Annotated in this window: 25 protein-coding genes and 2 riboswitches; of the genes, 8 read left to right on the top strand and 17 right to left on the bottom strand. The window is 45.6% G+C overall.

What is annotated here, in order from left to right:
* Positions 1-16: 16 nt before the first annotated feature.
* Positions 17-463: a MarR family transcriptional regulator MhqR gene (mhqR, locus tag AC1RRX_RS05780; RefSeq protein WP_007408463.1), complete on the bottom strand. Its 447-nt coding sequence runs from the start codon at positions 461-463 to the stop codon at positions 17-19.
* A 198-nt stretch (positions 464-661) separates the two neighbouring features.
* Between mhqR and kinD the strand changes: the two genes are divergently transcribed.
* Positions 662-2,179: a sporulation kinase KinD gene (gene kinD / locus AC1RRX_RS05775; RefSeq protein WP_046559543.1), complete on the top strand. Its 1,518-nt coding sequence runs from the start codon at positions 662-664 to the stop codon at positions 2,177-2,179.
* Between the two features lie 209 nt (positions 2,180-2,388).
* On the opposite strand, the gene spo0E is transcribed toward kinD, so the two are convergent.
* The 6 genes from spo0E to AC1RRX_RS05745 form a co-directional block, all read right to left on the bottom strand.
* Positions 2,389-2,649, bottom strand: a complete 261-nt coding sequence (gene spo0E, locus AC1RRX_RS05770; RefSeq protein WP_007408464.1) for an aspartyl-phosphate phosphatase Spo0E — start codon at positions 2,647-2,649, stop codon at positions 2,389-2,391.
* A 280-nt stretch (positions 2,650-2,929) separates the two neighbouring features.
* Positions 2,930-3,466 (bottom strand): 1,2-dihydroxy-3-keto-5-methylthiopentene dioxygenase, encoded by a 537-nt coding sequence (locus AC1RRX_RS05765; RefSeq protein ID WP_007408465.1) that lies wholly within the window; start codon positions 3,464-3,466, stop codon positions 2,930-2,932.
* Between the two features lie 15 nt (positions 3,467-3,481).
* A complete protein-coding gene (locus AC1RRX_RS05760; protein ID WP_012117414.1) occupies positions 3,482-4,111 on the bottom strand; it encodes a methylthioribulose 1-phosphate dehydratase in 630 nt (209 codons plus the stop codon).
* The gene (gene mtnX, locus AC1RRX_RS05755; RefSeq protein ID WP_007408467.1) at positions 4,069-4,773 is read right to left on the bottom strand and encodes a 2-hydroxy-3-keto-5-methylthiopentenyl-1-phosphate phosphatase; all 705 of its coding nucleotides are present in this window, start codon (positions 4,771-4,773) and stop codon (positions 4,069-4,071) included. The genes AC1RRX_RS05760 and mtnX overlap by 43 nt, the downstream gene beginning before the upstream one ends.
* The gene (gene mtnW / locus AC1RRX_RS05750) at positions 4,770-5,984 is read right to left on the bottom strand and encodes a 2,3-diketo-5-methylthiopentyl-1-phosphate enolase (protein WP_015239734.1); all 1,215 of its coding nucleotides are present in this window, start codon (positions 5,982-5,984) and stop codon (positions 4,770-4,772) included. Before mtnW ends, mtnX begins: the two co-directional genes overlap by 4 nt.
* 81 nt (positions 5,985-6,065) lie before the next feature.
* A riboswitch (SAM riboswitch) is annotated at positions 6,066-6,165 on the bottom strand.
* A 36-nt stretch (positions 6,166-6,201) separates the two neighbouring features.
* The gene (locus AC1RRX_RS05745) at positions 6,202-7,398 is read right to left on the bottom strand and encodes a pyridoxal phosphate-dependent aminotransferase (RefSeq protein WP_032871316.1); all 1,197 of its coding nucleotides are present in this window, start codon (positions 7,396-7,398) and stop codon (positions 6,202-6,204) included.
* 91 nt (positions 7,399-7,489) lie between these two features.
* Here AC1RRX_RS05745 and AC1RRX_RS05740 point away from each other — a divergent pair, with 91 nt between their 5' ends.
* From AC1RRX_RS05740 to mtnA, 3 genes are all read left to right on the top strand, one after another.
* Positions 7,490-8,269 (top strand): carbon-nitrogen family hydrolase, encoded by a 780-nt coding sequence (locus AC1RRX_RS05740; protein ID WP_144463986.1) that lies wholly within the window; start codon positions 7,490-7,492, stop codon positions 8,267-8,269.
* 92 nt (positions 8,270-8,361) lie between these two features.
* Positions 8,362-8,516: riboswitch (SAM riboswitch) on the top strand.
* 110 nt (positions 8,517-8,626) lie between these two features.
* Entirely contained in the window at positions 8,627-9,811 is a 1,185-nt protein-coding gene (gene mtnK / locus AC1RRX_RS05735) for an S-methyl-5-thioribose kinase (RefSeq protein WP_144463987.1), read from the top strand.
* Positions 9,812-9,817: 6 nt separating this feature from the next.
* The gene (gene mtnA, locus AC1RRX_RS05730) at positions 9,818-10,879 is read left to right on the top strand and encodes an S-methyl-5-thioribose-1-phosphate isomerase (protein WP_015239731.1); all 1,062 of its coding nucleotides are present in this window, start codon (positions 9,818-9,820) and stop codon (positions 10,877-10,879) included.
* 241 nt (positions 10,880-11,120) lie between these two features.
* Here mtnA and AC1RRX_RS05725 read toward each other — a convergent pair whose 3' ends face one another.
* The gene (locus tag AC1RRX_RS05725) at positions 11,121-11,618 is read right to left on the bottom strand and encodes a methylated-DNA--[protein]-cysteine S-methyltransferase (RefSeq protein ID WP_007408473.1); all 498 of its coding nucleotides are present in this window, start codon (positions 11,616-11,618) and stop codon (positions 11,121-11,123) included.
* Positions 11,615-13,834: a PAS domain-containing sensor histidine kinase gene (locus AC1RRX_RS05720; RefSeq protein WP_014417571.1), complete on the bottom strand. Its 2,220-nt coding sequence runs from the start codon at positions 13,832-13,834 to the stop codon at positions 11,615-11,617. Before AC1RRX_RS05720 ends, AC1RRX_RS05725 begins: the two co-directional genes overlap by 4 nt.
* Positions 13,835-14,089: 255 nt before the next feature.
* On the opposite strand from AC1RRX_RS05720, the gene AC1RRX_RS05715 reads away from it, so the two are divergent.
* Entirely contained in the window at positions 14,090-15,112 is a 1,023-nt protein-coding gene (locus tag AC1RRX_RS05715) for an acyltransferase family protein (protein WP_144463988.1), read from the top strand.
* A 41-nt stretch (positions 15,113-15,153) separates the two neighbouring features.
* Here the strand turns inward: AC1RRX_RS05715 and AC1RRX_RS05710 are convergent, their stop codons facing one another.
* The 4 genes from AC1RRX_RS05710 to htpX form a co-directional block, all read right to left on the bottom strand.
* A complete protein-coding gene (locus AC1RRX_RS05710; protein ID WP_007610936.1) occupies positions 15,154-15,324 on the bottom strand; it encodes a protein YkzE in 171 nt (56 codons plus the stop codon).
* Position 15,325: 1 nt separating this feature from the next.
* Positions 15,326-16,000 (bottom strand): DUF421 domain-containing protein, encoded by a 675-nt coding sequence (locus tag AC1RRX_RS05705; protein ID WP_144463989.1) that lies wholly within the window; start codon positions 15,998-16,000, stop codon positions 15,326-15,328.
* A gap of 94 nt (positions 16,001-16,094) precedes the next feature.
* Complete coding sequence (locus tag AC1RRX_RS05700) at positions 16,095-17,447, bottom strand: TrkH family potassium uptake protein (RefSeq protein ID WP_007408478.1); 1,353 nt, start codon at positions 17,445-17,447, stop codon at positions 16,095-16,097.
* Positions 17,448-17,605: 158 nt separating this feature from the next.
* On the bottom strand, positions 17,606-18,499 hold the full coding sequence (htpX, locus tag AC1RRX_RS05695) for a protease HtpX (protein ID WP_007407207.1): 894 nt from the start codon (positions 18,497-18,499) through the stop codon (positions 17,606-17,608).
* A gap of 148 nt (positions 18,500-18,647) precedes the next feature.
* Between htpX and htpK the strand changes: the two genes are divergently transcribed.
* Positions 18,648-19,349: a transcriptional regulator HtpK gene (htpK, locus tag AC1RRX_RS05690; protein ID WP_007407208.1), complete on the top strand. Its 702-nt coding sequence runs from the start codon at positions 18,648-18,650 to the stop codon at positions 19,347-19,349.
* Between the two features lie 135 nt (positions 19,350-19,484).
* The gene (locus tag AC1RRX_RS05685; protein ID WP_003154717.1) at positions 19,485-19,679 is read left to right on the top strand and encodes an alpha/beta-type small acid-soluble spore protein; all 195 of its coding nucleotides are present in this window, start codon (positions 19,485-19,487) and stop codon (positions 19,677-19,679) included.
* 6 nt (positions 19,680-19,685) lie between these two features.
* On the opposite strand, the gene AC1RRX_RS05680 is transcribed toward AC1RRX_RS05685, so the two are convergent.
* The 4 genes from AC1RRX_RS05680 to AC1RRX_RS05665 form a co-directional block, all read right to left on the bottom strand.
* Entirely contained in the window at positions 19,686-20,855 is a 1,170-nt protein-coding gene (locus tag AC1RRX_RS05680; protein ID WP_014417566.1) for an anti-sigma factor domain-containing protein, read from the bottom strand.
* A complete protein-coding gene (gene sigI, locus AC1RRX_RS05675) occupies positions 20,852-21,607 on the bottom strand; it encodes an RNA polymerase sigma factor SigI (protein ID WP_003154719.1) in 756 nt (251 codons plus the stop codon). Before sigI ends, AC1RRX_RS05680 begins: the two co-directional genes overlap by 4 nt.
* Positions 21,608-21,883: 276 nt before the next feature.
* Positions 21,884-22,666, bottom strand: coding sequence for a TerC family protein (locus AC1RRX_RS05670; protein ID WP_020955719.1), 783 nt, complete (start codon positions 22,664-22,666; stop codon positions 21,884-21,886).
* Between the two features lie 245 nt (positions 22,667-22,911).
* Positions 22,912-23,547 (bottom strand): DedA family protein, encoded by a 636-nt coding sequence (locus AC1RRX_RS05665; RefSeq protein WP_369878818.1) that lies wholly within the window; start codon positions 23,545-23,547, stop codon positions 22,912-22,914.
* A gap of 533 nt (positions 23,548-24,080) precedes the next feature.
* Here AC1RRX_RS05665 and ku point away from each other — a divergent pair.
* Positions 24,081-24,962, top strand: coding sequence for a non-homologous end joining protein Ku (ku, locus tag AC1RRX_RS05660; protein ID WP_042635143.1), 882 nt, complete (start codon positions 24,081-24,083; stop codon positions 24,960-24,962).
* Positions 24,963-24,964 lie beyond the last annotated feature (2 nt).

The raw sequence follows: 24,964 nt of genomic DNA, 5'->3' as shown, positions 1-24,964 counted from the left end.
CAAATGGCTTCCTTTTTTATTTCTGATGAAAATGTTTAGCGTTTAACCCCACTCTTTTCAGCATTTCCGTACACATTTCTATCTCTTCATCACTCAACACACTGATCATTTCTTTAATTTCGTCAGCATGATCAGGGAAAATATCGTCCAAAAGACGGATTCCCTTTTCGGAAATCTGTGCGAAAGTCACTCTTCTGTCAGTCGGCGAGGCTTTTCTGATGAGAAGTTCTTTTTTCTCTAATTTGTCAACAACGTATGTAATACTTCCGCTCGCTAATAAAATTTTGTCGCCGATCTGCTGAAGCGGCTGGTTGCCTTTGTGGTACAGCAGCTCAAGCACCGCAAATTCCGTCGGGTTCAGGCCGTGCTTATGAATATGTTTATTCATATGGTCGTTAATAGATCGGTACGCACGTGACAGTACAATAAATAATTTCAATGAGTTTTCTGTTTTATCCGTCATACATTCAATCATCCTTTTACAAAAGAAACCGTTACAGAGAAACATTAATAAACAAAATGAAAAATGTCAACAAAAATGTTTCCAAAATTTCTCTTCTTTTTGTCAGACCTTAATAAAATAATTTGTTTTTCTATCATTTTGGTTATTTTTTCTTATTAAAGAAGTATAAAAATGATATAATACCTCTATTCAAGTGTAATGTTGGAGCGATGCAGAGTGAATACATTTAAAGGTGCCCGGGGAAAGATCAAGCTTTATCTCATATTGGTGATCATCCCGGCACTTATTATCAGCTTTTTCATTTATGAAAAAGAAAAGCAGAAAATAGCCGATAAACACATACAGGAAGCCAGTATGATGCTCAACCTTCACCGCAATAAGCTCAATTATTTAATCGGTGAAACAAAAGCCCGGATGACAACACTTGCGATCGCTGTCGATAAGCCTGTCAATGAAGAAAAGATCATTGACATTCTCGATCAGGCTTTTGAAGATGAACCCAGATTCAGCGGACTGTATATGCTGAATTCCAAAGGTGATGTCATCGCAAGCACGACTGATCTGAAATCAAAGGTGAATTTGGCAGACAGACCGTATTTTACGAAGGCGAAAAAGACGAAAAAAACGGTCATCACAAATGACTACTCCAGCAGAATTACAGGCCAGCGCATCTTCACGATCTGCGTGCCGGTGTTAGACGCAAAACGGGAAGTCACGGATTATTTAGTAGCCGCCATACAAGTCGATTATTTGAGAAATATGATCAATATGCTGAGCCCTGACGTTTATGTCAAGGCAACCAATCAGAATAAAGTGATATTTGCCAGCGGACGGGCTGATCAATCAGAAGGTGTGAAACCGGTCAGCGGCTATCTGGATGATATTAATTGGAATATCAATGTTTATCCGAAACCGGTTGAGCTGAATGAGCTGACCAAAAGCGTGCTGCTGCCGATGTCCAGTATTGCCGTGCTGCTGAATATTCTGTTCATCCTCGTTCAATATTATTTGCTTAAGCGCAAGACCCAGCTGGAGCGCGCTCAAAATGAAGCGCAGAAATTGGAGCTGATCGGAACGCTTGCCGCCAGCACCGCCCATGAAATCCGCAACCCGCTTACAGGGATCAGCGGCTTTATTCAGCTTTTGCAGAAAAAATACAAATCGGAGGAAGATCAGCTGTATTTCTCAATTATTGAGCAGGAGATTAAACGGATCAATCAGATTGTCAGTGAGTTTTTAGTGCTTGGAAAACCCACTGCTGAACGGTTGGAAGTGAACTCGCTGCAGGATATTCTTGATGAGATTATGCCGATTATTTATTCTGAAGGGAATCTATACAATGTGGAAGTGAATGTGGAGATTCTCGTCAATCGGCCGCTCAAGGTCAACTGCACGAAAGACCATATTAAACAGGTGATTTTAAATGTCGCGAAAAACGCGCTGGAATCCATGCAGGAAGGCGGCCGGCTGTCCATCTATTTAGAAGCCCGCGATCATAAAGCAGTCATTAAGGTGGCTGACAACGGAATGGGCATTTCTGAAGATATGCTTGAGCACATTTTTCTTCCGTTTGTAACGTCAAAGGAAAAAGGCACCGGCCTCGGCCTTGTCGTATGTAAACGAATCATGCTGATGTACGGCGGTTCGATTGACATTCAAAGCGAAGTCGATAAGGGCACAGAGGTCACCATTACCCTCCCTGCCGCTTCTCGATGAAAAAAACACCCTGATCGGGGTGTTTTTTATTTAAAGAAGAGTATTTGTAAGAGGATATACCAGAGGAACGGCATCATAGCCGGCAGATAGTACGAGGCGCTTCGTGAGCCGTGCCAGCGGAAAAATGTGCTGACTGTACGCGGTCATCTTTCGGATGCGGCGCTTGATCAGGAAGCGCATTCAGTCTTCGTTATCTGTTTTATCATCCATCATTTGTTTGCTTCATATGCAGGCATGACGTCACCGCGGGAGAACAAGCCTATTTTCTTCACAAGGCCCTGTATTCCTTGGTGATGTGTACGATCACGGTTTACCAGCTGCTGATACGCGTTCATCAGACAGTCCAGTTCCTGGCTGTGCCTGATCGTGTCATATCCTGTAAACCCTTGCCTGTTAGCCGCATCTATCATCATTTTTCTTTTTTTATCAATAGATAGAAGCAATTTTTCTTGTTCAGAATAACTGCCCATTCACTTCACCCCTCACCGCTAAAAGAATAGGAAACAAGTTTGATTGGGTTATTGAGCATTATTACAGATTATACTTTATTTGTAAACATTTTTTTACTAAATAACTTATTTTTTCATTTCATATTGGAATCTTTAGCATGAATAAGAGAATAATACCCATTCGGGTAATGATATAAACAGAATGCGGCATATTCAAGAATTAAAAAACAGCCAAAGCTGACTTTATATTACAATAAAAAACCTCTCATGCCGGTGGGTGCATGAGAGGTTCGGGCGTCTATCAGTTTTGCACACTTTCATTTTCGTAAATCGGCACCCAGCCCTCAGTCGTCACGAAGATTCGGATTGCGACGACCCGGCGGTCTTCCTGAAGCGTAAAGTAGTGGCGGATGTTCTCCGGAACTGAAATCAAATCTCCCGGATTTAAACGGACGTCGAAAAATGTGCCGTCTTTGCCTTGAATGACGAAGATGCCGTGTCCGCTGACGATAAAGCGGACTTCATCATCCGTGTGGTGATGTTCTCTTTGGAAATTTTTTAATAATTCATCAAGATTCGGCGTGGTGTCTGATAAAGAAATGACATCCTGAGACTGATATCCGCGCCGGGCTGAAATGTCCTGAATCTCCGTGTCAAACGCCGCGAGAATCCGTTCTTTTTCATCTTCGGTTAGATCGTATTTTTCCGAAAGCTCAGACGGAAGTTTTTCAATGTTCCACTGCTCATAGATCACCTCTTGTTCGTCTAAGAAGCGCGCTACTTCTTCCTGATGTTCAATGAGCGTATTTTTTTCGTCATGAATTCTGATGGTCGCCATTTTCTATTCCTCCTTTTATTTTACCAGCTGCGGCCGAAGTGACAGAAGCTTGAGGTGACAGCTGAATAAAAATTCATAGGCTTCCAGCACCCTTTTCGCTTCAAATGCGGTCCGCCCCCATGCCGTAATGCCGTGATTGCGGATTAACACCGCGCCTGAGCCGGCGGCCGCATGGTGCGCGAAGTTTTCGGCCAATGCCGGGATGTGCGCCGGATTGTCAATGATCGGAACGGTCACGGACGCGTTTTCCTCCCATAATCCGAGCGCCTTAATCATCTCCTGCCCCTGAAAAGTGATTTGTTTTTCATCCCCGTAAAGCTCTGAGATGACATTATTATTGACGGTATGGACATGCAGACAGCAGCCGGCGTCTGTCTTTTGGTATAAGTAAGTATGGAGAAGCGTTTCCGCTGAAGGTTTTAAAGAATGGCCGGTCTCAGCGGGCTTCCCGTACTCATCGATTAAGAGAAAATCTTCGTCTGTTTCTTTTCGTTTGTCTTTTCCGCTCGCCGTAACGAGAAAAGTCAGCGGCCCGTCGGATACTTTGATGGAAAGATTCCCGCTCGTTGCCGGGAACCAGTCTCTTTCAGCCAGCTCGCGTTTTACCTCGGCAAGTTCGCGCCAGCGTTCTTCTTTTGCAGCCATGCCTGCACCTCCCCGATGTTTTCAATGCCTGTTTTCACCTCATGAAAATCTTGAAAAGGCAGATGCCGGAGGCCGAGTTCTTTGCATTCAGTCAAAAGATAATCTCTCGCAAAGCACATATCGGACAACTTTGCAGCCTCGACATCCGTGACCGAATCACCGATCATAATGAGAAATTTCTGCTGATCGGATAGCTTACGGATGACTGACGGTTTGCAGCAGCCGCATTGATTGGTACAGTCTCCGTCACAGGCGTGCGGCCAGTCTATATGAATATGCTCATTGTCAAAGGATGCATGATTGCAGAAAATCCGCTCCTTTTCTACGATCCCTTCCAAAAGCGGATGCACAAAAAAGTCCATTCCCCCGCTTACGATATAAAACGGGAGGCCGTTTGACCGGACAAACGAGACAAAATCCAAAAAGCCGTCCCGTATTTTCGCATCCTTCAGAATAAAGCCGGTCAGTTCTTCTTTTAAGCTGCTCGGCAGCAGTCCGAACATCCGGCCGACTCCTTCTTGGATTGATATGCTTTTAGACAGAACACCGTCTTTTAATTCAAGCCACTCAGGAGGCGCGAATTCTTTCATCATGCTGACAATGTTGTCGTTCATGGTGACCGTTCCGTCGAAATCACAAATAATCAGCGGTGTGCGGGTCATACGGCTTCCACCCTTCCCCATTTGTCTAATGCGAGCTGAAGATCTTTGCACGACGCGGCTTTTTCTTCAATCGGCTGCGCTTCAAGCACCGCATCAATGATGGCGCGGAACGCTTTTCCCCCGCCCTCGGCTCCTTTCGGATGGCCGTGAATGCCTCCGCCGGCATTGATGATGTGATCGATGCCGAAATCGCGCATCAATAATGGCACCATACCGGGGTGAATGCCTGCTGACGGGACGGCAAACGACGGATGAAAGACATCGTCTTTTACACATTCATCATGGATTGCAAGCGCGGACTCCTTCGGAAGAGCAACGGATCCGTAAGGTGACGGAAATAAACTGAAATCAGCGCCGCAATAGCGGTTCAGCTTGCCGAGCAAAAGCGCATGCGACAAGCCGTAAACGGGAGATGATGTGAACGCGCCGCTGACTGCCGGATGCGCCATGATCGGAAGCGGGATTTCCCTGTCCTCAGCAAGGCTCTGCATCACATCTAAACCGTAAGCAAACACATTCAATAAAAGCGCGTCCGCCCCGAGTTCTGCCGCGCGCCTCGCTTTATCCCGCAATTCAGCGGTCCTTCCCGTAAGGTTTACGGCATACAGCGTTTTATGCCCCGTTTCCTCCCGGGTTTCCTTCAGGACTTGTTTTCCTTCGATAATGCGGGTTTCAAACGGAGCCAGTTCATTTTCAAAGAAAATTTCGTCATCTTTAATAAGATCCACGCCGCCGAGCGCCTGCTGTCTGAGCTGTTCTTTAATGTCGGCGAGATCCCGTCCGATCACGCCTTTAAATATGCTCATCAGAAGCGGTCTTTCAAATTCGCCCAGCAGTTTGCGGATGCCGTATATACCGAATTTCGGCCCGGGAAGGGAGCGTTTAAACCCTTCGGAAAATTCAAGATCAGTCAATTTTATTTTTCCGTCCAGTGACAGCTTTCCGAATACCGTCGTCAGGACGGCCGGAATATCTCTTGAAAAATTCGCCTCGGGATAGGCGATGGTGATGACGGATTGTGTTTCGTTTTCTGAGGTTCCTTCTTTCTCCTCAACTTTTACGACCCGCCCTTTATGTTTTCTGAGCTGTTCCTGCTTCACCAGGGGCAGGTCAGTCCAGGAGCCTACCGTCAGCCCCGCCGCAATCTGTTCCGCCCGCTTTTCACTGTCCGTTGTGTCTGTCAGAAGATATGTTGCCAATACTTCGCTCATGCGTGAACGCCTCTCTTTCTTTCGCAAAACATAAAAAAACCTCTTCCGTTTGAGCAGAAAGAGGCTTCGTGTTATGTCCGAATCTTATCTCTCAGCTCCTGCTGCAAGAATTAGCACCGTGCTTTATCAGTCGGTTGCCGGGCTTCATCGGGCTCGTCCCTCTGCCTGCTCTTGATAAGAATAATGATTTTATAAAGTATTTTGAATTATCGCATTGTTATTCTGATATGTCAATGCTTTTTCGGGTGAAAAGATTCAGTTTCCCGATCCGTTCCGCAGCTTCTTTAAGTCTTTCTTCACTTGTCAGAAGACCGACTCTTATATAGCCTTCCCCCCATTTTCCGAACCCGTTTCCGGCAGCGACCGCGACATCCGCTTTCTCGAGCAGCAGATCTGAAAACGACTGTGACGTATAACCGTCAGGCACAGGGAGCCATGCAAAAAAGGAGCCCGCCGGAGCCGTCACATCCCAGCCGATATTGCGGCAGGCTTTAATCCATGCATTGCGTCTTGATTCATATCTGTCATTTTGCGCCGCGACGCATGCCTGATCCGCTAAAAGTGCGGCTGCCGCCGCCTGCTGCGCCGCGGGAAACAGGCTGACAAACATATGATCCTGATAAAGGTTGATCGCTTCGATGACAGAAGCGTTTCCGACGGCAAATCCGACCCGCCAGCCCGCCATATTATACGTTTTGGACAAGGTATAGATTTCGATTCCCGTCTCTTTTGCGCCTTCGGTCTGCAAAAAGCTCAGCGGTTTATGCCCGTCAAAGCCGACGGCTCCGTACGCGAAATCATGAACGACACAAATGCCGTTTTGCTCCGCAAAACCGACCGTCTCCTCGAAAAACGCCTCTGTCGCCACAGCGCCGGTCGGATTATTCGGATAATTGAGATACAGCAGCTTCGCCTCGCTCCGCACCTTTTCAGGAATTACGCTGTAATCAGGGAGAAACCCTCTTTCTTCCGTCAGCGGCATCATTTCCATTCTCGCTTTTGCAAGGGCGACGCCTGACCAGTAATCAGGATATCCGGGATCAGGCACCAGAATGGTATCTCCCGGGTTTAAAAGACATTGCGGAAGCTCAACAAGTCCCGCCTTGCCTCCGAACAGCACGGCGACTTCCGTTTCCGGATCAAGCGTGACCCCGTACTCCCTTTCATAAAATGCAGCGGCTGCTTCTTTGAAGCTGTAAGCGCCCCGGAATGATGAGTATTTATGATTTTCCGGCCTTTCGACGGCGCGCTTCATTTCTTCAACGATATGCTGAGGCGTCGGCTGATCAGGGTTTCCCTGCCCTAAATTGATGACGTCTCTGCCTTCTTTCAGCTTTTGATTCACTTTTTGCACCAATGATGCGAAAAATTGTTCCGGCAGCTGTTTGAGTACATCTGAGATTTCAAAGTTCATATTTTCACCTTCTAAAAATGTCTTGAAATGATAGTCCATCATCATATATGGTTAAATAAAAAAAGTAAAGAGAAACTTGAGGTGTTAAAAAATGAAATGGACCGTTTCCTGTTTGCAATTTGATATTTCATACGGAAATCCTTCAGAAAACTTTAAAAAAGCAGAATCTTTGATTGAGCAAGAAAGCCGCCATGCGGATGTAATCGTGCTTCCTGAGTTGTGGACGACCGGCTATGATCTCACACGGCTAGACCAGCTGGCGGATGAAAACGGCAAAGTTTCGGAACAATGGCTTAAAGAAACGGCAAAAACATACAACGTACACCTCGTTGCCGGATCTTTTGCGGTCAAAGAAGGCGAAAATGTCTATAACACCATGTACATCGCCGATAACAGCGGACAGATCGTGAAGCGGTATCAGAAAGCCCATCTGTTTCAGCTGATGGATGAACACCTTTACTTGTCAGCAGGAAACAGCGACGGTTCCTTTGAGCTTGACGGTGTCAAGTGCGCCGGACTGATCTGCTATGATATCCGTTTCCCCGAATGGATCAGAAAGCATACGTCCCGGGGCGCGAATGTCCTGTTTATCTCTGCGGAATGGCCTCTGCCCCGCCTTGATCATTGGCGAAGCCTGCTTATCGCCAGAGCAATTGAAAACCAATGTTTTGTCGCAGCCTCTAACTGCACGGGGTCCAATCCCGATAATGAATTTGCCGGCCACAGCCTGATTATTGACCCGTGGGGCCGGATTTTAGCCGAAGGAGACCGGACGGAAGGCGCAGTCCGGGCGGAAATCGATGTGTCAGAAAGCGCGGCCGTGCGGGGAACCATTCCGGTTTTTCAAGACTTGCGGCGTGAACTATATTAATTTTCAAAAAAACGTTGACAAGAATATCCGGCACCTGCTAATATTTTCATCAACTGATTAATCCGAATTGTGATACAAATCAATATATTTTTCTCTTATCGAGAGTTGGGCGAGGGATTGGCCTTTTGACCCCAACAGCAACCGACCGTAATTCCATTGTGAAATGGGGCGCGTACATTTTGCGCCGAGACGATTGTCTCATAAGGCACGGTGCTAATTCCATCAGATGTTATCTGAGAGATAAGAGGCGGACTGCACTGTTTCAGCCTCCTTCTCTTTCAGAGAAGGAGGCTTTTTTTTCGGGCGTATTCTCCGTCACGATCTCTTACTGCCACTACATAATTGGAGGGTAAATCCATGTCAGCAACTAAAACAAGTCTTTATGAACAATTAACAGAAAGCTCCGCCGCCGCGTTAGCCGTCAAGCTCGGCTTATTCCAAAACAAAAGCACTCTGACATGCCGTGAAATCGGCGACGGCAATTTAAATTACGTCTTTCATGTTTACGATAAAGAAAACAAAAAAGGACTGATTATCAAACAGGCGATTCCTTACGCGAAAGTCGTCGGTGAAAGCTGGCCGCTTACAATTGACAGGGCGAGAATCGAAAGCAGCGCCCTCATCCGCCAGGGCGAACACGTGCCGCACCTCGTTCCGGCCGTTTACTATTCCGATACTGAAATGGCCGTCACGGTAATGGAAGACCTCTCGCATTTGCGGATTTCAAGAAAAGGGCTGCTGGAAGGGAAGCATTATCCGAACTTATCCGCCCATATCGGTGAATTTTTAGGGAAAACGCTTTTTTACTCATCCGATTATGCGCTTGATGCGAAAGTAAAGCAGCAGCTCGCAAAGCAGTTTACAAATCCTGAGCTTTGCAATATTACGGAAAGGCTTGTGTTTACAGAACCGTTTCTCGACCATGAGACAAACGATTTTGAAGAGGAGCTGCGCCCATACGCAGAAAAAGTTTGGAACAATTCCCGGCTGAAAGAAGGTGCTGACGAATTGAAAGCCATCTTTCTGAATTCCGCGGAAACATTGGTTCACGGCGATCTGCACACGGGAAGCATTTTCGCCGATGAACATGAAACAAAGGTGATTGATCCCGAGTTTGCTTTCTTCGGACCGATCGGGTTTGACATCGGCCAATTTATCGCCAATCTGCTGTTAAACGCCCTCAGCCGCGACGGTGACGACAGACAGCCGTTATATGATCATACTGCCGCCGTATGGGATACATTTGTGAAAACATTCAGTGAAGCATGGGAGAAAGACTGCTTGCCTTCCCGCAGACACCTGCTGGAAGACACACTGAAAAACGCGTTTGAGGAAGCGGTCGGTTTTGCGGGATGCGAACTGATCCGGCGCACGATCGGACTCGCCCATGTGGCTGACTTAGATGAAATCACTCCGTTTGACAAACGAATCGAACGGAAGAAGCTCGCGCTTGACATCGGCGCCTGTTATATCGAAAACAGAAAAAAACTGAAGCATATCACCGAGGTTCTGGACCAATTTAAGCTCCGTGTAAAGGAATGATGCAGCATGACCAATGAATTTGCCATCCCCCGTTCTGTGGAATGGAAAGAAACCTACATCCGCATTTTAAATCAGCAAAAGCTTCCCGACGTCACTGAATATGTGGAACTTGAAACAAAGGAAGATGTATTCGACGCGATTGTCACGCTGAAAGTAAGGGGCGCCCCGGCCATCGGTATAACCGCGGCGTTCGGACTCGCGCTCTCCGCCAAGTCGTTTGAAGCCCGCGACCTTTCGGATTTCCGACGTCAGTTCGCGGATGTCAAAGCGTATTTAAACAGTTCGAGGCCCACTGCCGTCAACCTCGCGTGGGCGCTTGACAGACTGACGGATTCCATCAGGGATGCGATCTCAATCAATGAAGCGAAGACAACGCTCGTTCATGAAGCCATTCAAATTCAGATTGAGGATGAAGAAACATGCCGAATGATCGGCCAGAATGCGCTGCACCTTTTTAAAAAAGGCGACCAGATCATGACCATCTGCAATGCGGGCTCGATTGCCACAAGCCGATACGGTACGGCGCTTGCTCCCTTTTACTTAGCGAAACAAAAAGATCTCGGCCTTCATATCTACGCATGTGAAACAAGACCCGTTCTCCAAGGATCACGGCTGACGGCGTGGGAGCTGATGCAGGGCGGAATTGATGTCACGCTCATTACCGACAGCATGGCCGCCCATACAATGAAGGAAAAACATATTTCTGCAGTCATTGTCGGCGCTGACAGAATTGCAAAAAACGGTGATACGGCCAACAAAATCGGAACGTACGGCCTCGCTATTTTGGCAAACGCCTTTCAAATTCCGTTTTTTGTGGCCGCACCGCTTTCGACATTTGACTTGCAGATTGAAAACGGCTATCAGATTCCGATTGAAGAGAGAGATCCGGATGAAGTCAGACAGATCTCCGGCATACGCACCGCTCCCGAAGATGTGCCGGTCTTCAATCCGGCCTTTGACATCACACCGGGCAGCCTGATTTCCGGCATTATAACCGAGAAAGGAATTGTGACCGGCTCTTACACGGAAGAAATTGAACAATTATTCACTGACTGCCAGCTGAGCTGAAAAACCGCTGATGATATTGCCTCAGGCAATGTCAGCGGTTTTTTTGTCTGCACAATGTAATCACTTCATCTTTTTGGACGGCTGTAATGAGATGCATTTTAAAAAACAGCTCTGCATAACCGGCTATCTTTTGCGGACGGCTCATTTTCATCAGGCTTCGTCCTCCTTTTTCATCAGACCAACTTTTTTCACTTAATAAAATGATATGTCGGACGTGAAAAAACGGAACGTGCCATACGCTTTATTTTTCTTTATAGGATATTTGTTCGATGTTCAGCAGCACCGCTTTTACATCCGTCTTCGTGCCCGCGTATCCCGTTAAGGCGCTGTTTTTGCCGATTACCCGATGGCAAGGGATCAAAATCGGCAGCCGGTTTCGTTTATTGGCTTGTCCGATGGCGCGCACCGCTTTCGGTTTTCCGATCGCTTCAGCCATATCGCCGTAGCTTCGGGATTCCCCGTAAGGAATCATCGTCAGCGCGTTCCATACCCTTTCCTGAAAGGGTGTGCCTTTTTGTCTCAGAGGCAGAGAGAATTGCTTTCTTTCTCCTGAAAAATATGATGCCAGCTGCTGTTTCGCCTCCGACAGCAAAGCGGTTTCGCACGGCTTTACGCCGGGCGCGTCTTTCCGCCATTCCTCAAAATCTTCCCCGGTGAGAAACAGGCCGGTAATAAAGCTCTCTTCCTCTGTTATGATGACGGTTCCAAACGGCGCTCTCACACTTGTAAAACAGATCATTCCCCGCTCCTTCTTTCTTCGGTATTCTGCCGGATCGGAAGCGTCAAATGAAAAACGGTGCCCTTCCCTTCTTCACTTTCCACATGAATGCGTCCCTGATGTTCTTCGATGATTTTATAGCTGACCATGAGACCGAGGCCCGTTCCCCTGTCTTTTGTCGTGTAAAATGGTTCACCCAGACGTTTTAATTTGTCTTCGGAAATGCCTGTTCCTTCATCTTGAATAGAAATCAAAATGTGGTCTTGATCAGAAGACTGAATGGTCACGTAGATATTGCCGCCGCCCGGCATGACTTCAATGGCGTTTTTTAAAATATTGATAAACACCTGTTTTAATTGATTCGGTTCACAGTAAATCGGCGGGATGTTTCCGGTCAGGTTCAGATGGATCTGCACATTGACAAGATTGGCCTGGGCATTCAAAAGATCAGCCGTGTCTTTCATAATCTGCGTCACGTCTTTTTCTTCATATAATATCGCCTGGGGTTTCGCTAAAATTAAAAATTCAGTGATGATAGACTCGATGCGTTTTAATTCTGAGGTAATGACGTTAAAGTACAGAGAATATTCGCCTTCAATGCTTCCTTGAAGAAGCTGAATGAACCCTTTCAGCGCCGTCATCGGGTTTCTGATTTCGTGGGCGATGCCCGCCGCCAGCTCCCCTACAACATGAAGAGTGTCGGATTTCCGCAGCCTCTCTTCAAGCTCTTTGGCCTCTGTGACATCTTTAAAGATGGCCAGATTCATATTTTGAATGATATTTCTTTTGAAGGAGAATTCCAGTTTGCGGCTGTCGCTGCTGCTTAACAGGAAGGGGATTTCATTATCCATTCCTTCTAAATCAATCTTTCTGGCGGGAACACCCGCGTTTTCAATATCAAATAAAGAAAGAATATCCGGAACGGTGTACGCTCTCAGCTCCTCATCCGGCATACCGAGTATACGGCTTGCGAGAGGATTCGCGTCAATAATGCGGAATTGGTTGTCAAATAAGACCTTGCCGTCCATTGAGCCGTTGAATACTTTTCTGAATTTCAGCTCGCTTTCCCGCAATTCCTTTTCCATCCGCTTACGATCGCTGACATTTCTTAAAATGGTTAAATGCTGACCTTCAAGTATGGTTCGTTTTGATGTGAATTCCAGCTCTTTAAATTGGCCGTTTGCCATCTGAAACAGCATTTCTTCACGGATTTCCCCGTATTTTTCATATTTTTTCTTAATCTGTTTGTATTTTTTCTGCGGATCAACGATAAACGTACATAAATTCGTCTCCACCAGTTTATCCATCGGCAGTTCGAAAATGCGGCACGCCGATTCGTTTGCTTTGGCAATCTTTCCGTCATCAGACCAAATGACAATCGCGTCCATGGCGTTTTCAAAAATTTCGCGGAATCGCTCTTCGCTTTTGAAAAGTTTCAATTCCATCAACCGTTTCTCTGTTATGTCCCTCATAATGGACATGTAGAACCCGCTGATTAAGTTGGACGTAATCGTAAATTCAAACAGCTTCTCTTCGCCCGACCGAAGCTTGACGGGCAGTTCTCCTTTGGCGTTTCCTTTTCTGCGGAGGGTTTCCCAGATTTCTTTCAGATGCTTTTTGTTTTCTCCGTCGGTAAAATGGCGGAGCGACAGATGGGACAATTCATTCTGGCCGATCTCAAAGCTTTTGCAAAAAGAGAGGTTCGCATCAATAAACCCGCCGTCCTTATCAAACAGCACGATGCCGTCGACAGCCCTGTCAAACAAATCTTTAAACAGCTGCTCGTTCATGGAGAATTCGCGCTCTAATATTTTTTTAGAGGAGATGTCCCTCATCACCACAAAAAAATAATCCTCCCCAATTCCGTCTCTGGCGAGGAATTCAATGTATTTCGTCGCGCCGCTGTCAAGCTTAATCGGCACCTCTTTCCACAGATGGCCTTTTTTTAAAAACTTTTTCACGGCCTTATTCAGTTCTTCCTGAGGCACGGAATATAAAAAATCCAGGACGGAGCGGTTAATGAGGTTCTCTGCCTCAATCTGCATCATCCGGGCCGCAGCCTCGTTCGCCTGGACGATTTTCATTTCCTTACGGCATATAAAAATGGCATCAAGCGTGTTATTCATAATCACGTGATACCGGTTCAAATCACTCTTCAGGCGGTCATTTTCCTCTTTCATCCGCTTCAGCTGCTCTTTCAGCGACTCGTTTGTTTGCAAATCCAGAGTTTCAGCCATTCAGTACACTCCTTCTTCAAAAACCTATCCTTCAATATTTCTACAAAATACCTCATCTTCCTTCATTCGCCCTATACATTTCAGAAAATTTCAATGATATGACAAGTTAAAGTCTTTTTCTACGATCCTTACCTCCCCATTACATCATCCTAACAATCCCTTTTGTCCTCCTTCAATTTTTTGTTTTTTATTTTAAAATGAACACCAACAGGAAATAATCATGCAGTGGATGATTTTTGAAGAGAAGGTGATGCTATGACAAAATCGCGAGACAGTTACTTTGACAACGCCAAGTTTATCTTGATTTTTCTGGTGGTGTTCGGCCATATCCTCCGGTCATTTATTAACGGAAATGAGTTTATGCTCCACCTCTACAAATTCATTTATACTTTTCATATGCCGGCCTTTATCCTGGTTTCCGGCTATTTCGCAAAAAACTTTAAGCGGAAAGGTTATGTGAAGAAGCTGGCTGTGAAGCTGATTATTCCGTACCTGATTTTTCAGGGCATTTACTCAGTTTTTTACTATTTGATTCAGGATGAAAGCATGGCAAGCGTCAATCCGATTGATCCGCAGTGGTCTCTCTGGTTTTTAGTCAGCTTATTCTTTTGGAATCTGCTGCTTTACCCCTTTACGAAGCTGCCGAAAATGTGGGCGCTTGGGGCGAGCTGCTGGCTTGCCGTCATGATCGGGTATCTTGATTTTATCAGCAGCACGCTGAGTCTTTCACGGACGTTTGTTTTTCTACCGATGTTTCTCGTCGGGTTTTATTTAAAGAAACGGCACTTTGATTTGCTTCGGGCTAAAAGAGGCAGGCAGATTGCCGCGGGCGTACTGGGGATTGTTTTCCTCTTATGCTGGTGTATTGATTTTGATTACTCGTGGCTGTTCGGATCGGAGCCTTATTCTACATTCGGCACAGTGTCGCTGTTGAGCGGTCTGTCGCGCATCGGCTGGTATGTTTTGGCCTTTGCCGCCACTTTCAGCTTTTTGGCGCTCGTTCCGCAAAAGCGTTATTTCTTTACGAAATGGGGTACGAGAACGTTTTACGTGTATCTGCTGCATGGATTCATTATAAAAACGCTGCGGCAGATCGGGCTTGAAGATCACTTATCTGATTATCAGAATTTAGTCATGCTCTTAATTTTAACGGCCGCTCTTACGTCCATTCTCTCCAGCAATGCGGTGAAAACGGCCGCACAGCCGTTTATTGAGCTGCGGATCACCGGCTGGCTTGAAGCGGTGAAAGGAACAAGAAACAGTGCTTATTCGAAATAATGCAAAATACCTCTTAAGCGTTATCGCCTAAGAGGTATTTTTTATTGTTTGCCGTCTTCTTTTTTCTTTGGCTTCGTCTGTTCAAGCGTTTCAATCCATTTTCCGGCGTTATAATCACCGAGCTCGCTTGCAAACTCTTCTTCAAGCAATTTAGGGTCCATCGGCTTTTTATGGTTTTGCATGTCTTTGCTGTGGCGGTTTTTTTTCGTCATGTTACTCGCCTCCTTGTTTGCCGTGTTTTGATTTGCGGTTTGCGCCTCTCAGTCCGGGATCACCGTCATATTGTGTTTTATATGCATCTTTGTCCATGCTCTCAGTCGGTGTGTTGTTGTTCGTCAAAGCTTCATTCTTTGCTGCTTTGCGTTTCATTTGATTTCCTCCTTCTGTCAGCAAATCTGTTTTGAATTCATCAAGCATTTTTTTCAAGTCGCGCACTGTCACGTTTTTGGCCTCATCAAGGAGCTCATAGCCGATCTGTCCGTTCGGCTCAAGCAGCACATATTTAAAATCTTGAATGTCTCCGAGGCCTTCCTGCCTGATCCTCATTGACAGCTGAGATTCGGTAAAACGCATTTTTTTTAAGTTTTCCGGGATGACTTTTCCGTTTCTGACAACGGCGACGGTTTTTCCTGAAAATAAAAACTCAAAAAAGCTTGATTTGATTTCTAAATATTCCATCAGGATTAATACCGCAATAAAAATCGCCGCCGCGAAAATAGTTTCCCATAAATTATGTTCAATAAACGGCTGAATAATAATCGAGCCGATCGAAATCATGATGACTGTCTGGGTCACCGACAGCTGGCTGATTGATTTCCGTCCGGCAATCCGCAATAAAAAGGTACCGACCGCTATCATAACTACCGACTTCCAAAATACGGTAAACAATGACGTCACCTCTTTACAAGTAGAATCTCCAAAGAAACTGTTTCCACTCATCCATTTTACGGCAATAAAAAACACCGCTTTCTGAAAAGCGGTGTCAGCCGATAATCATTCTTTCCTTCGGATAGTGATAATTTGCTTCGATTTCTTTTCGGCCGATCAGATAAAGGAACGTCAAAATGCCGATCCGGCCGATAAACATGACAATCATGATGACGCATTTTCCGATGTCGCTTAAATGCGGAGTAATCCCAAGCGACAGGCCGGTCGTTCCGAATGCGGAACACACTTCAAAAAGCAGTCCGAGGAGCGTCTGATTTTTCTCGGTCACGGCCAGAATCAGCGTCGATCCGAACACGAGCAGAATCGCCATCATCGTAACGACCAGCGACTTCATGACATCAGCCTGGTGAAGCTCGCGTTTAAAGACCTTGACCGCTTTATTTCCCCGGGCAAAATGAAACAGGGCAAGAAGGTTAAGCGCAAACGTCGTCGTACGGATTCCGCCGCCGACCGAGCTCGGTGATGCGCCGATGAACATGAGGGCGCAGATGAAAAATAATGTCGGCGCCGACAGCTGGCTGATATCAATTGTCGCAAGCCCGCCGCTTCGCGTAGCGGTTGATTGAAAGAGACATAAAAATAAAACATCATGCCAGCTTTTCCCCTTCATGACATGGCTTGCTTCAAGCGCATAAATGCCCACGGCTCCGAACAAAACGAGCATTCCGAACGTAACGGTCGTAATTTTCGTAAACAGCGTGAATGAGTATCTGCGCTGTTTTGAAAACAAAAAGTCCTTTACTTCTACGAGCACCGGAAAACCGATCGCACCGAAAATAATCAGAAGCATCGTAATAAACTGCACGAAATAGTCATGTCTGAACGGGACGAGTGAATTTCCCGTAATATCAAAACCGCCGTTTGTCGTGGCGCTGACGCTCGCAAAGAATCCGTGCAAGTACGCCTGTTCAAACGAATCATAATACGTTAAAAAATATGTTCCTAAGATGATGCCGCCTAAAAACTCGATTAATAAAATCAAAAACAGCACTTGCTTCATCAGGTTGACGATACCGGAAAACTGCGATTGATTCTGATCCACCATGATGAGCTTCCGTTCCCGCAGACCGATCCGTTTGCCCATAATGAGCCAGACGAATGTTCCGAGCGTCATGATGCCGATTCCGCCGAATTGAAGCACGAAAGCCAAAATGACAATCCCGGCCGTGCTGAATGTATCAGCCGTGTTGACGACCGTTAAACCGGTGACACTGACTGAGCTGACAGCCGTAAACAGCGCGTCTATAAACGACCAGCTGGCCCCTTGTTTGTGGGCGGCCGGCAGACTTAGCAAAATAAATGCCACCGTCACAGCGAGAAAATAATATAATGCAATCAGCTGTGCAGGCGACAAGATCTGTATGAATTTCTTCAGTTTTAATTTCATAAGATAGTTCCTTCTGCCTCTCAAATGTAGTACGTAATTATTCTAATGATATTGGGAGAATTTTTAAAGGTCTTTTTAGAAAGATTTTTCATTACCTTATGTAATTTGCCGATCTTTAAACAAAAAACCTCTGAAACGATTGTCAGAGGTTTTGTTGATTATTTTGCTTCCAGCCTGCGGATGCGCTCATCGAGATCAGGGTGTGTGGAGAACAGTGACGAATGCTTTTTACCGTTAATTTTTAACGTCTGCACCGCCGTCTGGTCCTCTTCATTCACATGTCCTGTATAAGACTTCAGCGTACGCAGGGCGTGAATCATTTTATCCTTGCCGGCAAGGTCTGCACCGCCGCGGTCAGCGTGAAACTCTCTATGGCGCGAGTAGGCGAAGACGACAAGACTGCCGAGAATGGAAAAGATAATCTGAAACACGATCATCGCGATAAAATGAACGACCGGCGCGAGGTCTTCTTTGACAAAGCGGCTTGCAACCCATGCCGCGATTCGGGAAAGGAATACAACGAACGTATTGACGATTCCCTGCAGCAGCGTCATCGTGACCATATCACCGTTTGTGATGTGTGCGACTTCATGGGCAAGAACCCCTTCCACCGCAGCATCATCCATCTGCTGCAATAAACCTGAAGAAACCGCGACAAGCGAACGGCGCTTAGAAGGTCCGGTCGCAAAAGCATTGACCTCCGGGGAATGATAAATGCCGACTTCAGGCATTTTCGTCATCCCTGCGGCACGGGACAATCTGTGCACACGGTCAACCAATTGTTGTTCTTCATAGCTGAGCGACTGTTTCTTCGGATTTAACACCCGGACGCCCATCATCGTTTTGGCCATCCATCTGGACATTCCGAGAGAAATAAAAGAACCGACAAAACCGACGACAAGACTGAACACGAGCAATGCCATCAGATCAATGCGGCCATTTTGTATATACGAGCCGACACCGGTAACGCTTGTAATAATCGTAAGCACAATTCCGATTGTCGTAATGACCAAAAGGTTCGTTAAAATAAACAGAAATATTCTTTTCGCCATAATTACCTCCGTCTTTTTTAAGATCAAAAGAACTTATTTACTTAAATTATAAATGATCTGTTTGAAAATGCAACAATTTCGACGTATGATGTTAATGTAATTCTCAGTGATATTAAAAAGTGAACACGTAATCAATCAGAGGTGAACCATGAACACGTTTAAACTGACCCGAACTGATATGGTCCGGCTTCTTTACGCGCTAAAAGGCCAAGGAGACGCAACCCCTCTCCAAATCTTATTGCAATCAGCGGATATGACCTTGGATGAGGCGGAAAGCCGTCTGCATATCCCTGAATTTCTGACGAGATTCGAACGAAAAAAAGAGAAAAAGGAATACGGGCTTTCAACTAACGAGATTGTCGAGCTGGGAAATCTGTGCGAGCTGACGTCTTTAAAATCAACCGCCGTCCAAAACTGGGTGAAGCGCGATATTAAAGATTTAATCGGCCACCCCTTACTCGGCAAAAAATATACAATTGAACAAGCTGTCATCCTTCTCATTGTACGTGATTTAAAATCAATTTATGACTTCGAACATATACGCGGCATATTAAAAATCGCTTTTAACACGATCACAGACAGATCAGACGACGTCATCAGCCCGATCAGCTACTATGAAAGCTGCGCCCAAGTGATTGATTATCTTCATCATAAGGCAAACCCGCCGATGAAGGAAACGAGCCTGCAGGAGCTCGTCGAAGAGCAGACGGACAAGCTCAAAGGCTGCTTTAAAGAACTCGGAAGCGGACAATGGAACAATATCAGATCCATAATCGCCGTCACGGTGCTCTCCGTTTTGACTTTCCATATTCAAGCCTCAGCCTACAAAATGACCAGCCATTTATTATAATTCATAATGCTTCTTCGCCCCGGTGTCTGCGCCGGGTTTTTTTTGCTGTACAACAATTGCCAGCATAATCAATACCGTTCCGTTTGAAACTAAAACGCGAAAACACATCTTGCCAGAGAAAAGGAGATGAAAAAGATGGCGAGCAGAAATAAACTCTTAGTTCCAGGGGCTGAGCAGGCACTTGACCAATTTAAATACGAAGTGGCTCAAGAATTCGGCGTGAACCTTAGCTCTGATACAGCAGCACGCGCAAACGGCTCTGTAGGCGGGGAAATGACAAAACGTCTTGTACAGCAGGCTCAATCACAATTAAACGGGAAAAATCAATAATGCAGCTTATTCGCCGGGGCTTCTCGGCGAATTTTGATATTTATCGGCATTCTCCTTTCCGTGCCGGTAGCCGTTCGGATTCCTTCGGTCTGACGAATCTTCATGATGCCGATAGGATTCCCAATGTTCATTGCGATCATGATTCCAGTAATGATTGTAATACTTTTGCTTAGGCTCTTTGTCATTTCCGTTTTCCTGAGGATTTTGTGTTGGGGGCTGCTCTGTTTCCCCATCTTGTTCCTTCTGTGTGTTTTCCTCTGATCCGGAAGCTGCATTTTTTTCGGTTTGCTGATTGCCGTCCTGACTGTCCGGCTTCGCTTCTTCCGTACCGGGCGTTGTTTCATTGTTTCCCGGCTTCTCTGCTGCCTTTTCTTCATCAGGAGCTGTCTTTTCATCAGCCGCCGGCTTGTCTGTGTCCGGCTGCTCGCTTTGATCAGCGTCTGTTTCGGTATCTTTTTGATCTGTTTCATTGCCGTCGGTTTGCTTTTCAGGCTGTTTTTCTTCTGTTTTCTTTTCGTTTCTTCTTATGTAGCTGCCTGTTGACATCCCTTCCTGTTTTGCTTTTTCTCTTGTTTCCATATCAGATTCAAGCGATTGGACCTGGTAGGTGCCCTTATATTTTTCAGTCATGTCAGCCAGCTGTTTTTTAACGCCTTTTTTATATGTATTGTCATCTGTATTTTCATAAACCGTGGAAATTAAAATCTCTTTTGATTCCTTTACATATCCATGCTTGCTGCAATCGGTAATAATATTACTGATGACTTCCTTAAAATCGCTGCTTTTCCAATCTCCGATGTCACTGATGACCTGTTTGGCGTCATGGTTCAGCGGTGTCAGTTCAATGACTTCATATTTGCTGTTTAAAGCCATTTCAATGCTGGGATTAATGTCAAGCGTCATATACGCGTAAGCTTTGTTATCAGAAAAAACCGGGAGCAAAATTAAAATAAACAAAATAATAGCAGTCATCGTAAACACTCCCAATTTAAAAGGGCGCAGTTTCAGAAAATCAAAAAAGCTGGCCCTTCTTCCCATACGCGTTTCGCCTTCGAACGTAATTTCCTCTCCGATTTCACAAGTGCGGTGATCATTTTTTGTTTTTAAAAATTGTCCGTCAGGGGTTAGCAACGTGACGAATTTTTTATTTTTCTCTACTATGATCCCTCTTCTCATGAGTGCAACACCCCTTTAAGATAATCTTTTAAATAAATATAATCACCGGTAATAATAATACTCATGGCGATGATATATTTTCGGTTCCGTTCGATCGTTTTTCTGCTGACCGACACGAGCTGCTCCAGCTGTTTGACAGGAAGCTGTTTTTTCTGGTGCAAAATGGACGCCAGCTCTTCATTTTCAACAAGCGTGTAGGCAACCTTAATCGCATTCTGCCTCGCATCTGTATGCTTCGGCGATTGTTCCAGCAGCTCTTTAAAAGACAGGCCGTATTCTTTCAGCTGCTTCTGAAAAAAAAGAATTTCTTCCCGGCGCTGTTCCTGTTCTATCTGTTTGCGGTATTCATCAATGGAAAGCTCCGCTTCGATAAGGCTCTGCGAAGATTCCTGGTCGTCGCCTTCCTGCACATCCATATTGATATGCTGAGCGGTTCTTGCTTCTTTTCTGATATAGTCTATCACTTTTCTTTTTATAATCAGCTCTGCAAATGCAAGCAGCGAATTACCTTTTTCAGCCGAATATTTTTCAATGGCTTCGTTAAACGCGATCAGCCCGATGCTGAATTCGTCGTCTTTTTCATCTATATATCGTTTACAAACGGATGAAACCGTCTTCGCGATAAAAGGCTTATATTGCTGTATTAAATCGTTCTGCAGATCTTTGTCGCCTTTTTGTATTTTTTCAACAGATGTTTCAAGCGTTTGCTTCTTTTTTCCCAATTTAAACAAAAGGCTAAGCACTGGTTTCACCTCAGTTCCTCCCTATAACTACTCATAATCATAGCTAATTTAGTAGGGATTCGCAAAGGAAGAAAAAGAGAAATCGATTTCATTTGTCTCAATTATGACAAGCCAATAAGACGTACTATACATGATTTCGTGCCCCCATGCAGAATTAAGGGGGTTTTCTCTGTGTTTTTTGTAACAATGCTGTTATAAAATTGTTATCATATGTCTTAAATGTAAGCGTTTCAAACAAAAAAGGGAACCTGCTTTTTAAAAAGCCAGACTCCCTTTTTGATCATTTTACGCGTGTTCTCTTTTTTCCGATTCCGCGCCGGACTCTATTTGTTTTGCTCCTGACATAAACCATCCGCAAACCGCAATGGCAGCCAGAACCGCCCAGAAAATGATTTTCCAGGCCGCCGAATGGATGATATCTGCCGGAATTATACCGAGTTCCTCATGGGCCAATGTATAAAGAGCGAGCTTCACGCCTACCCATCCGACAATCACAAATGCCGCCGTTTCAAGGCCCGGCCTGGTTTTCAGTAAGGATACGAACATTGATGCCGCAAAACGCATAATGATTAAACCAATTACGCCGCCGGCTAAAATAACGAGAAACTGACCGCCGTCCAAGCCGCCGATGGCAGGAAGCTGAGTTCCCGGGAGCGTTACGGCAAGCGCGACCGCCGCTAAAATGGAATCAACGGCAAAAGCGATGTCCGCGAGCTCCACTTTCAAGACAGTCTGCCAAAACCCGCTTTCTTTCTGCGTTTTCTGACCGGCGTTATCTTTAAATACATACCGCTTCAGCAAATGGCTGACCGCAATGTAAAACAGATATAAAGCGCCGACGGCCTGGACCTGCCAAACATTCACCAGAAAAGAAATGGCGAACAGCGACCCGAAACGCAAAATAAATGCGCCCGCCAATCCGTAAAATAAAGCCTTCTTCCTTTGTTTTTCAGGAAGATGCTTCACCATCACAGCCATCACCAGCGCGTTATCCGCCGCCAAAATCCCTTCCAGCCCGATTAAAACGAGAAGAACCCATCCATACTCCAATAATAATGCAAAGTCCAATCCATTCCCTCCGTTTCTTTTTTCTATCATCCGAGCTTATACCGGCGGTTTTTTACGCAAAAAAGACCTTTGCCGATATAAGGCAAAGGTCTTGCTAGACATGAATGATTGGCATGCCAACAAAGCCGATGGATATGATCCATGAATTGACGACTTTGTTTCCGGAATATCCGGACGCTACTCCCCTTTGGGATTTCAAGAAATATTTGTTTATACGCTCATGATAAAGCCTGTTTCATCATTTGTCAACGCTTAACTTTTTTAACAAATTGAGAAATTTTTTCTGTTTTGGCCCGCTGTTTTCTTCTCTTTAAAAACATCCAAAGAATGAGAAGCAACACAATGAATATACCGAGCGGCAGCATATATTGATCGAGAATGGAACCGACGCTTTTCCAATTTTCCCCGAGTTTCATTCCGAGGTATACGTAAGCAAATGTAATCGGCAGCATCGCTGCATATGTATATAGAGAGAAGACCCAGACATTCATCTTCGCAATGCCGCACGGCAAAGAAATCAGCGTCCTGACCCCCGGTATAAAACGGCCGCTGAACGCGACCAAACCTCCGTGCTTCTGAAAGAAATCATCTGATTTCTGCAGGGATTCGGGTTTTATCCATATATACTTTCCATATTTCAGCAAAAACGGCCGACCGCCCAGCCTGCCGATTCCATATAAGACAAGCGGACCTGAAACACCGCCGAGCGAACCGGCAAACACGGTCCCGGCAAGCGTCATATCCCCTTTTGAGACCCAATAGCCCGCAAGCGGAAGAACAATTTCCGCCGGGATGAATTCTATACTGAGCGCCAAAAAAATTCCGGCATAAGATAAGCTTTTAAACGCCTCTATTATTGATATGATGAAATCTTCGATGATCTATCACTCCCGGCTTACGTCTATATTCCGAAACTTAAGAATGATTTTAACACAAAACCTTGAGGCTGAAATATCTTTTAGACATGCCCGTTATAAATGTGAGTCGTTTCAGATCGGTATAGCGGGAGGGAATGACATGCGCAATACAACGTCCCGCCTGTCTCCTGATTGCTTGTCTGGCGGCGTTTACATCACTTAAGATCTCCCGAAAAGTAAGCGGCGGCTGACCGCGGATTCAGTTCATATGGGAGCGGGAAATTTTCTCAGTCACCACATGGGAATGCGTGGGCATTTCCCGGGGAATGATTTTGTATAATCTTTTTGATTACCGCTGATGATTTTCAGGGACTTCAGCGCTTTAAAGAACTTACCGATTCACTGATTGTAAATAAAGAATTCATTTCCTTTTCAGCCGACCATTTCCGCCTGAGGAAATGGAACAGCCGCTCCATGAAGCGCCGCAACACCCATAAGTTGCTACACATGGAACGGACCCGTTTATCCACAATAAAGACAAAAAGGAGTTTTTATTCATGCACACGATGTGGAAGGGTTCGATCAGTTTCGGCCTCGTCAATATCCCGGTCAAGCTCTTTGCGGCCACTGAAGATAAAGATATAAAATTCCGCAGTCTTCATAAAGAAGACCATGCGCCGATTAAATACGAGAAAATCTGCACCGGATGTGAAAAAAGTCTGGAACCTGATGAAATCGTGAAAGGCTATGAGTATGTAAAAGGGAAATACGTCATTATGACAGACGAAGACTTGAAAGACGTAAAACAGGAACATGAAGAAAAAGCGGTTGAGATTGTTGACTTTGTCCAGCTGCAGGAAATTGATCCGATTTATTTTAACCGGTCATATTATGTCGGGCCGGGAGATAACGGCACAAAAGCCTATACACTTCTGCGGGAAGCGCTGAGGACGACGGGTAAAATCGGGATTGCCTCCATTACGATCCGCTCTAAACAGCAGCTTGCGATTCTTCGCGTGTATGACAACTGCATCGTGATGGAATCCATTCATTATCCGGATGAAGTCAGAAATGCCGGACATGTGCCGGGCGTTCCCGAGCAGACAGCCGTTAATGAAAAAGAGCTGCAGACGGCGATTACGTTAATTAATGAGCTGACAACCGAGTTTGACCCGGAACAATACGAAGATACGTACCGGAAAGCCCTTCTCGCTAAAATTAACGATAAGCTCGAACATGAAAAAGCGGGCGTGACACCGGCTGCTGCCGGCCCGCGCGAAGATGTCATCGATCTTGTCAGCGCGCTTCAGGCAAGCATTGACCGGACGAAGCGGCCGGATCGCGAACAGGCTGCACCGGCGCGGACAAAAGACGCCGCGTCAGCAGGCGGCGGAGGCAAAAAGCAGAAGACGACCAGACAAAAAGCCGGAACGTCTTAATC

It is taken from the genome of Bacillus sp. GW821-FHT11D08 (genome assembly GCF_058808515.1).
The sequence above is the reverse complement of the archived record's forward strand: the minus strand, read 5'-3'. Positions and strand labels throughout refer to the sequence as shown.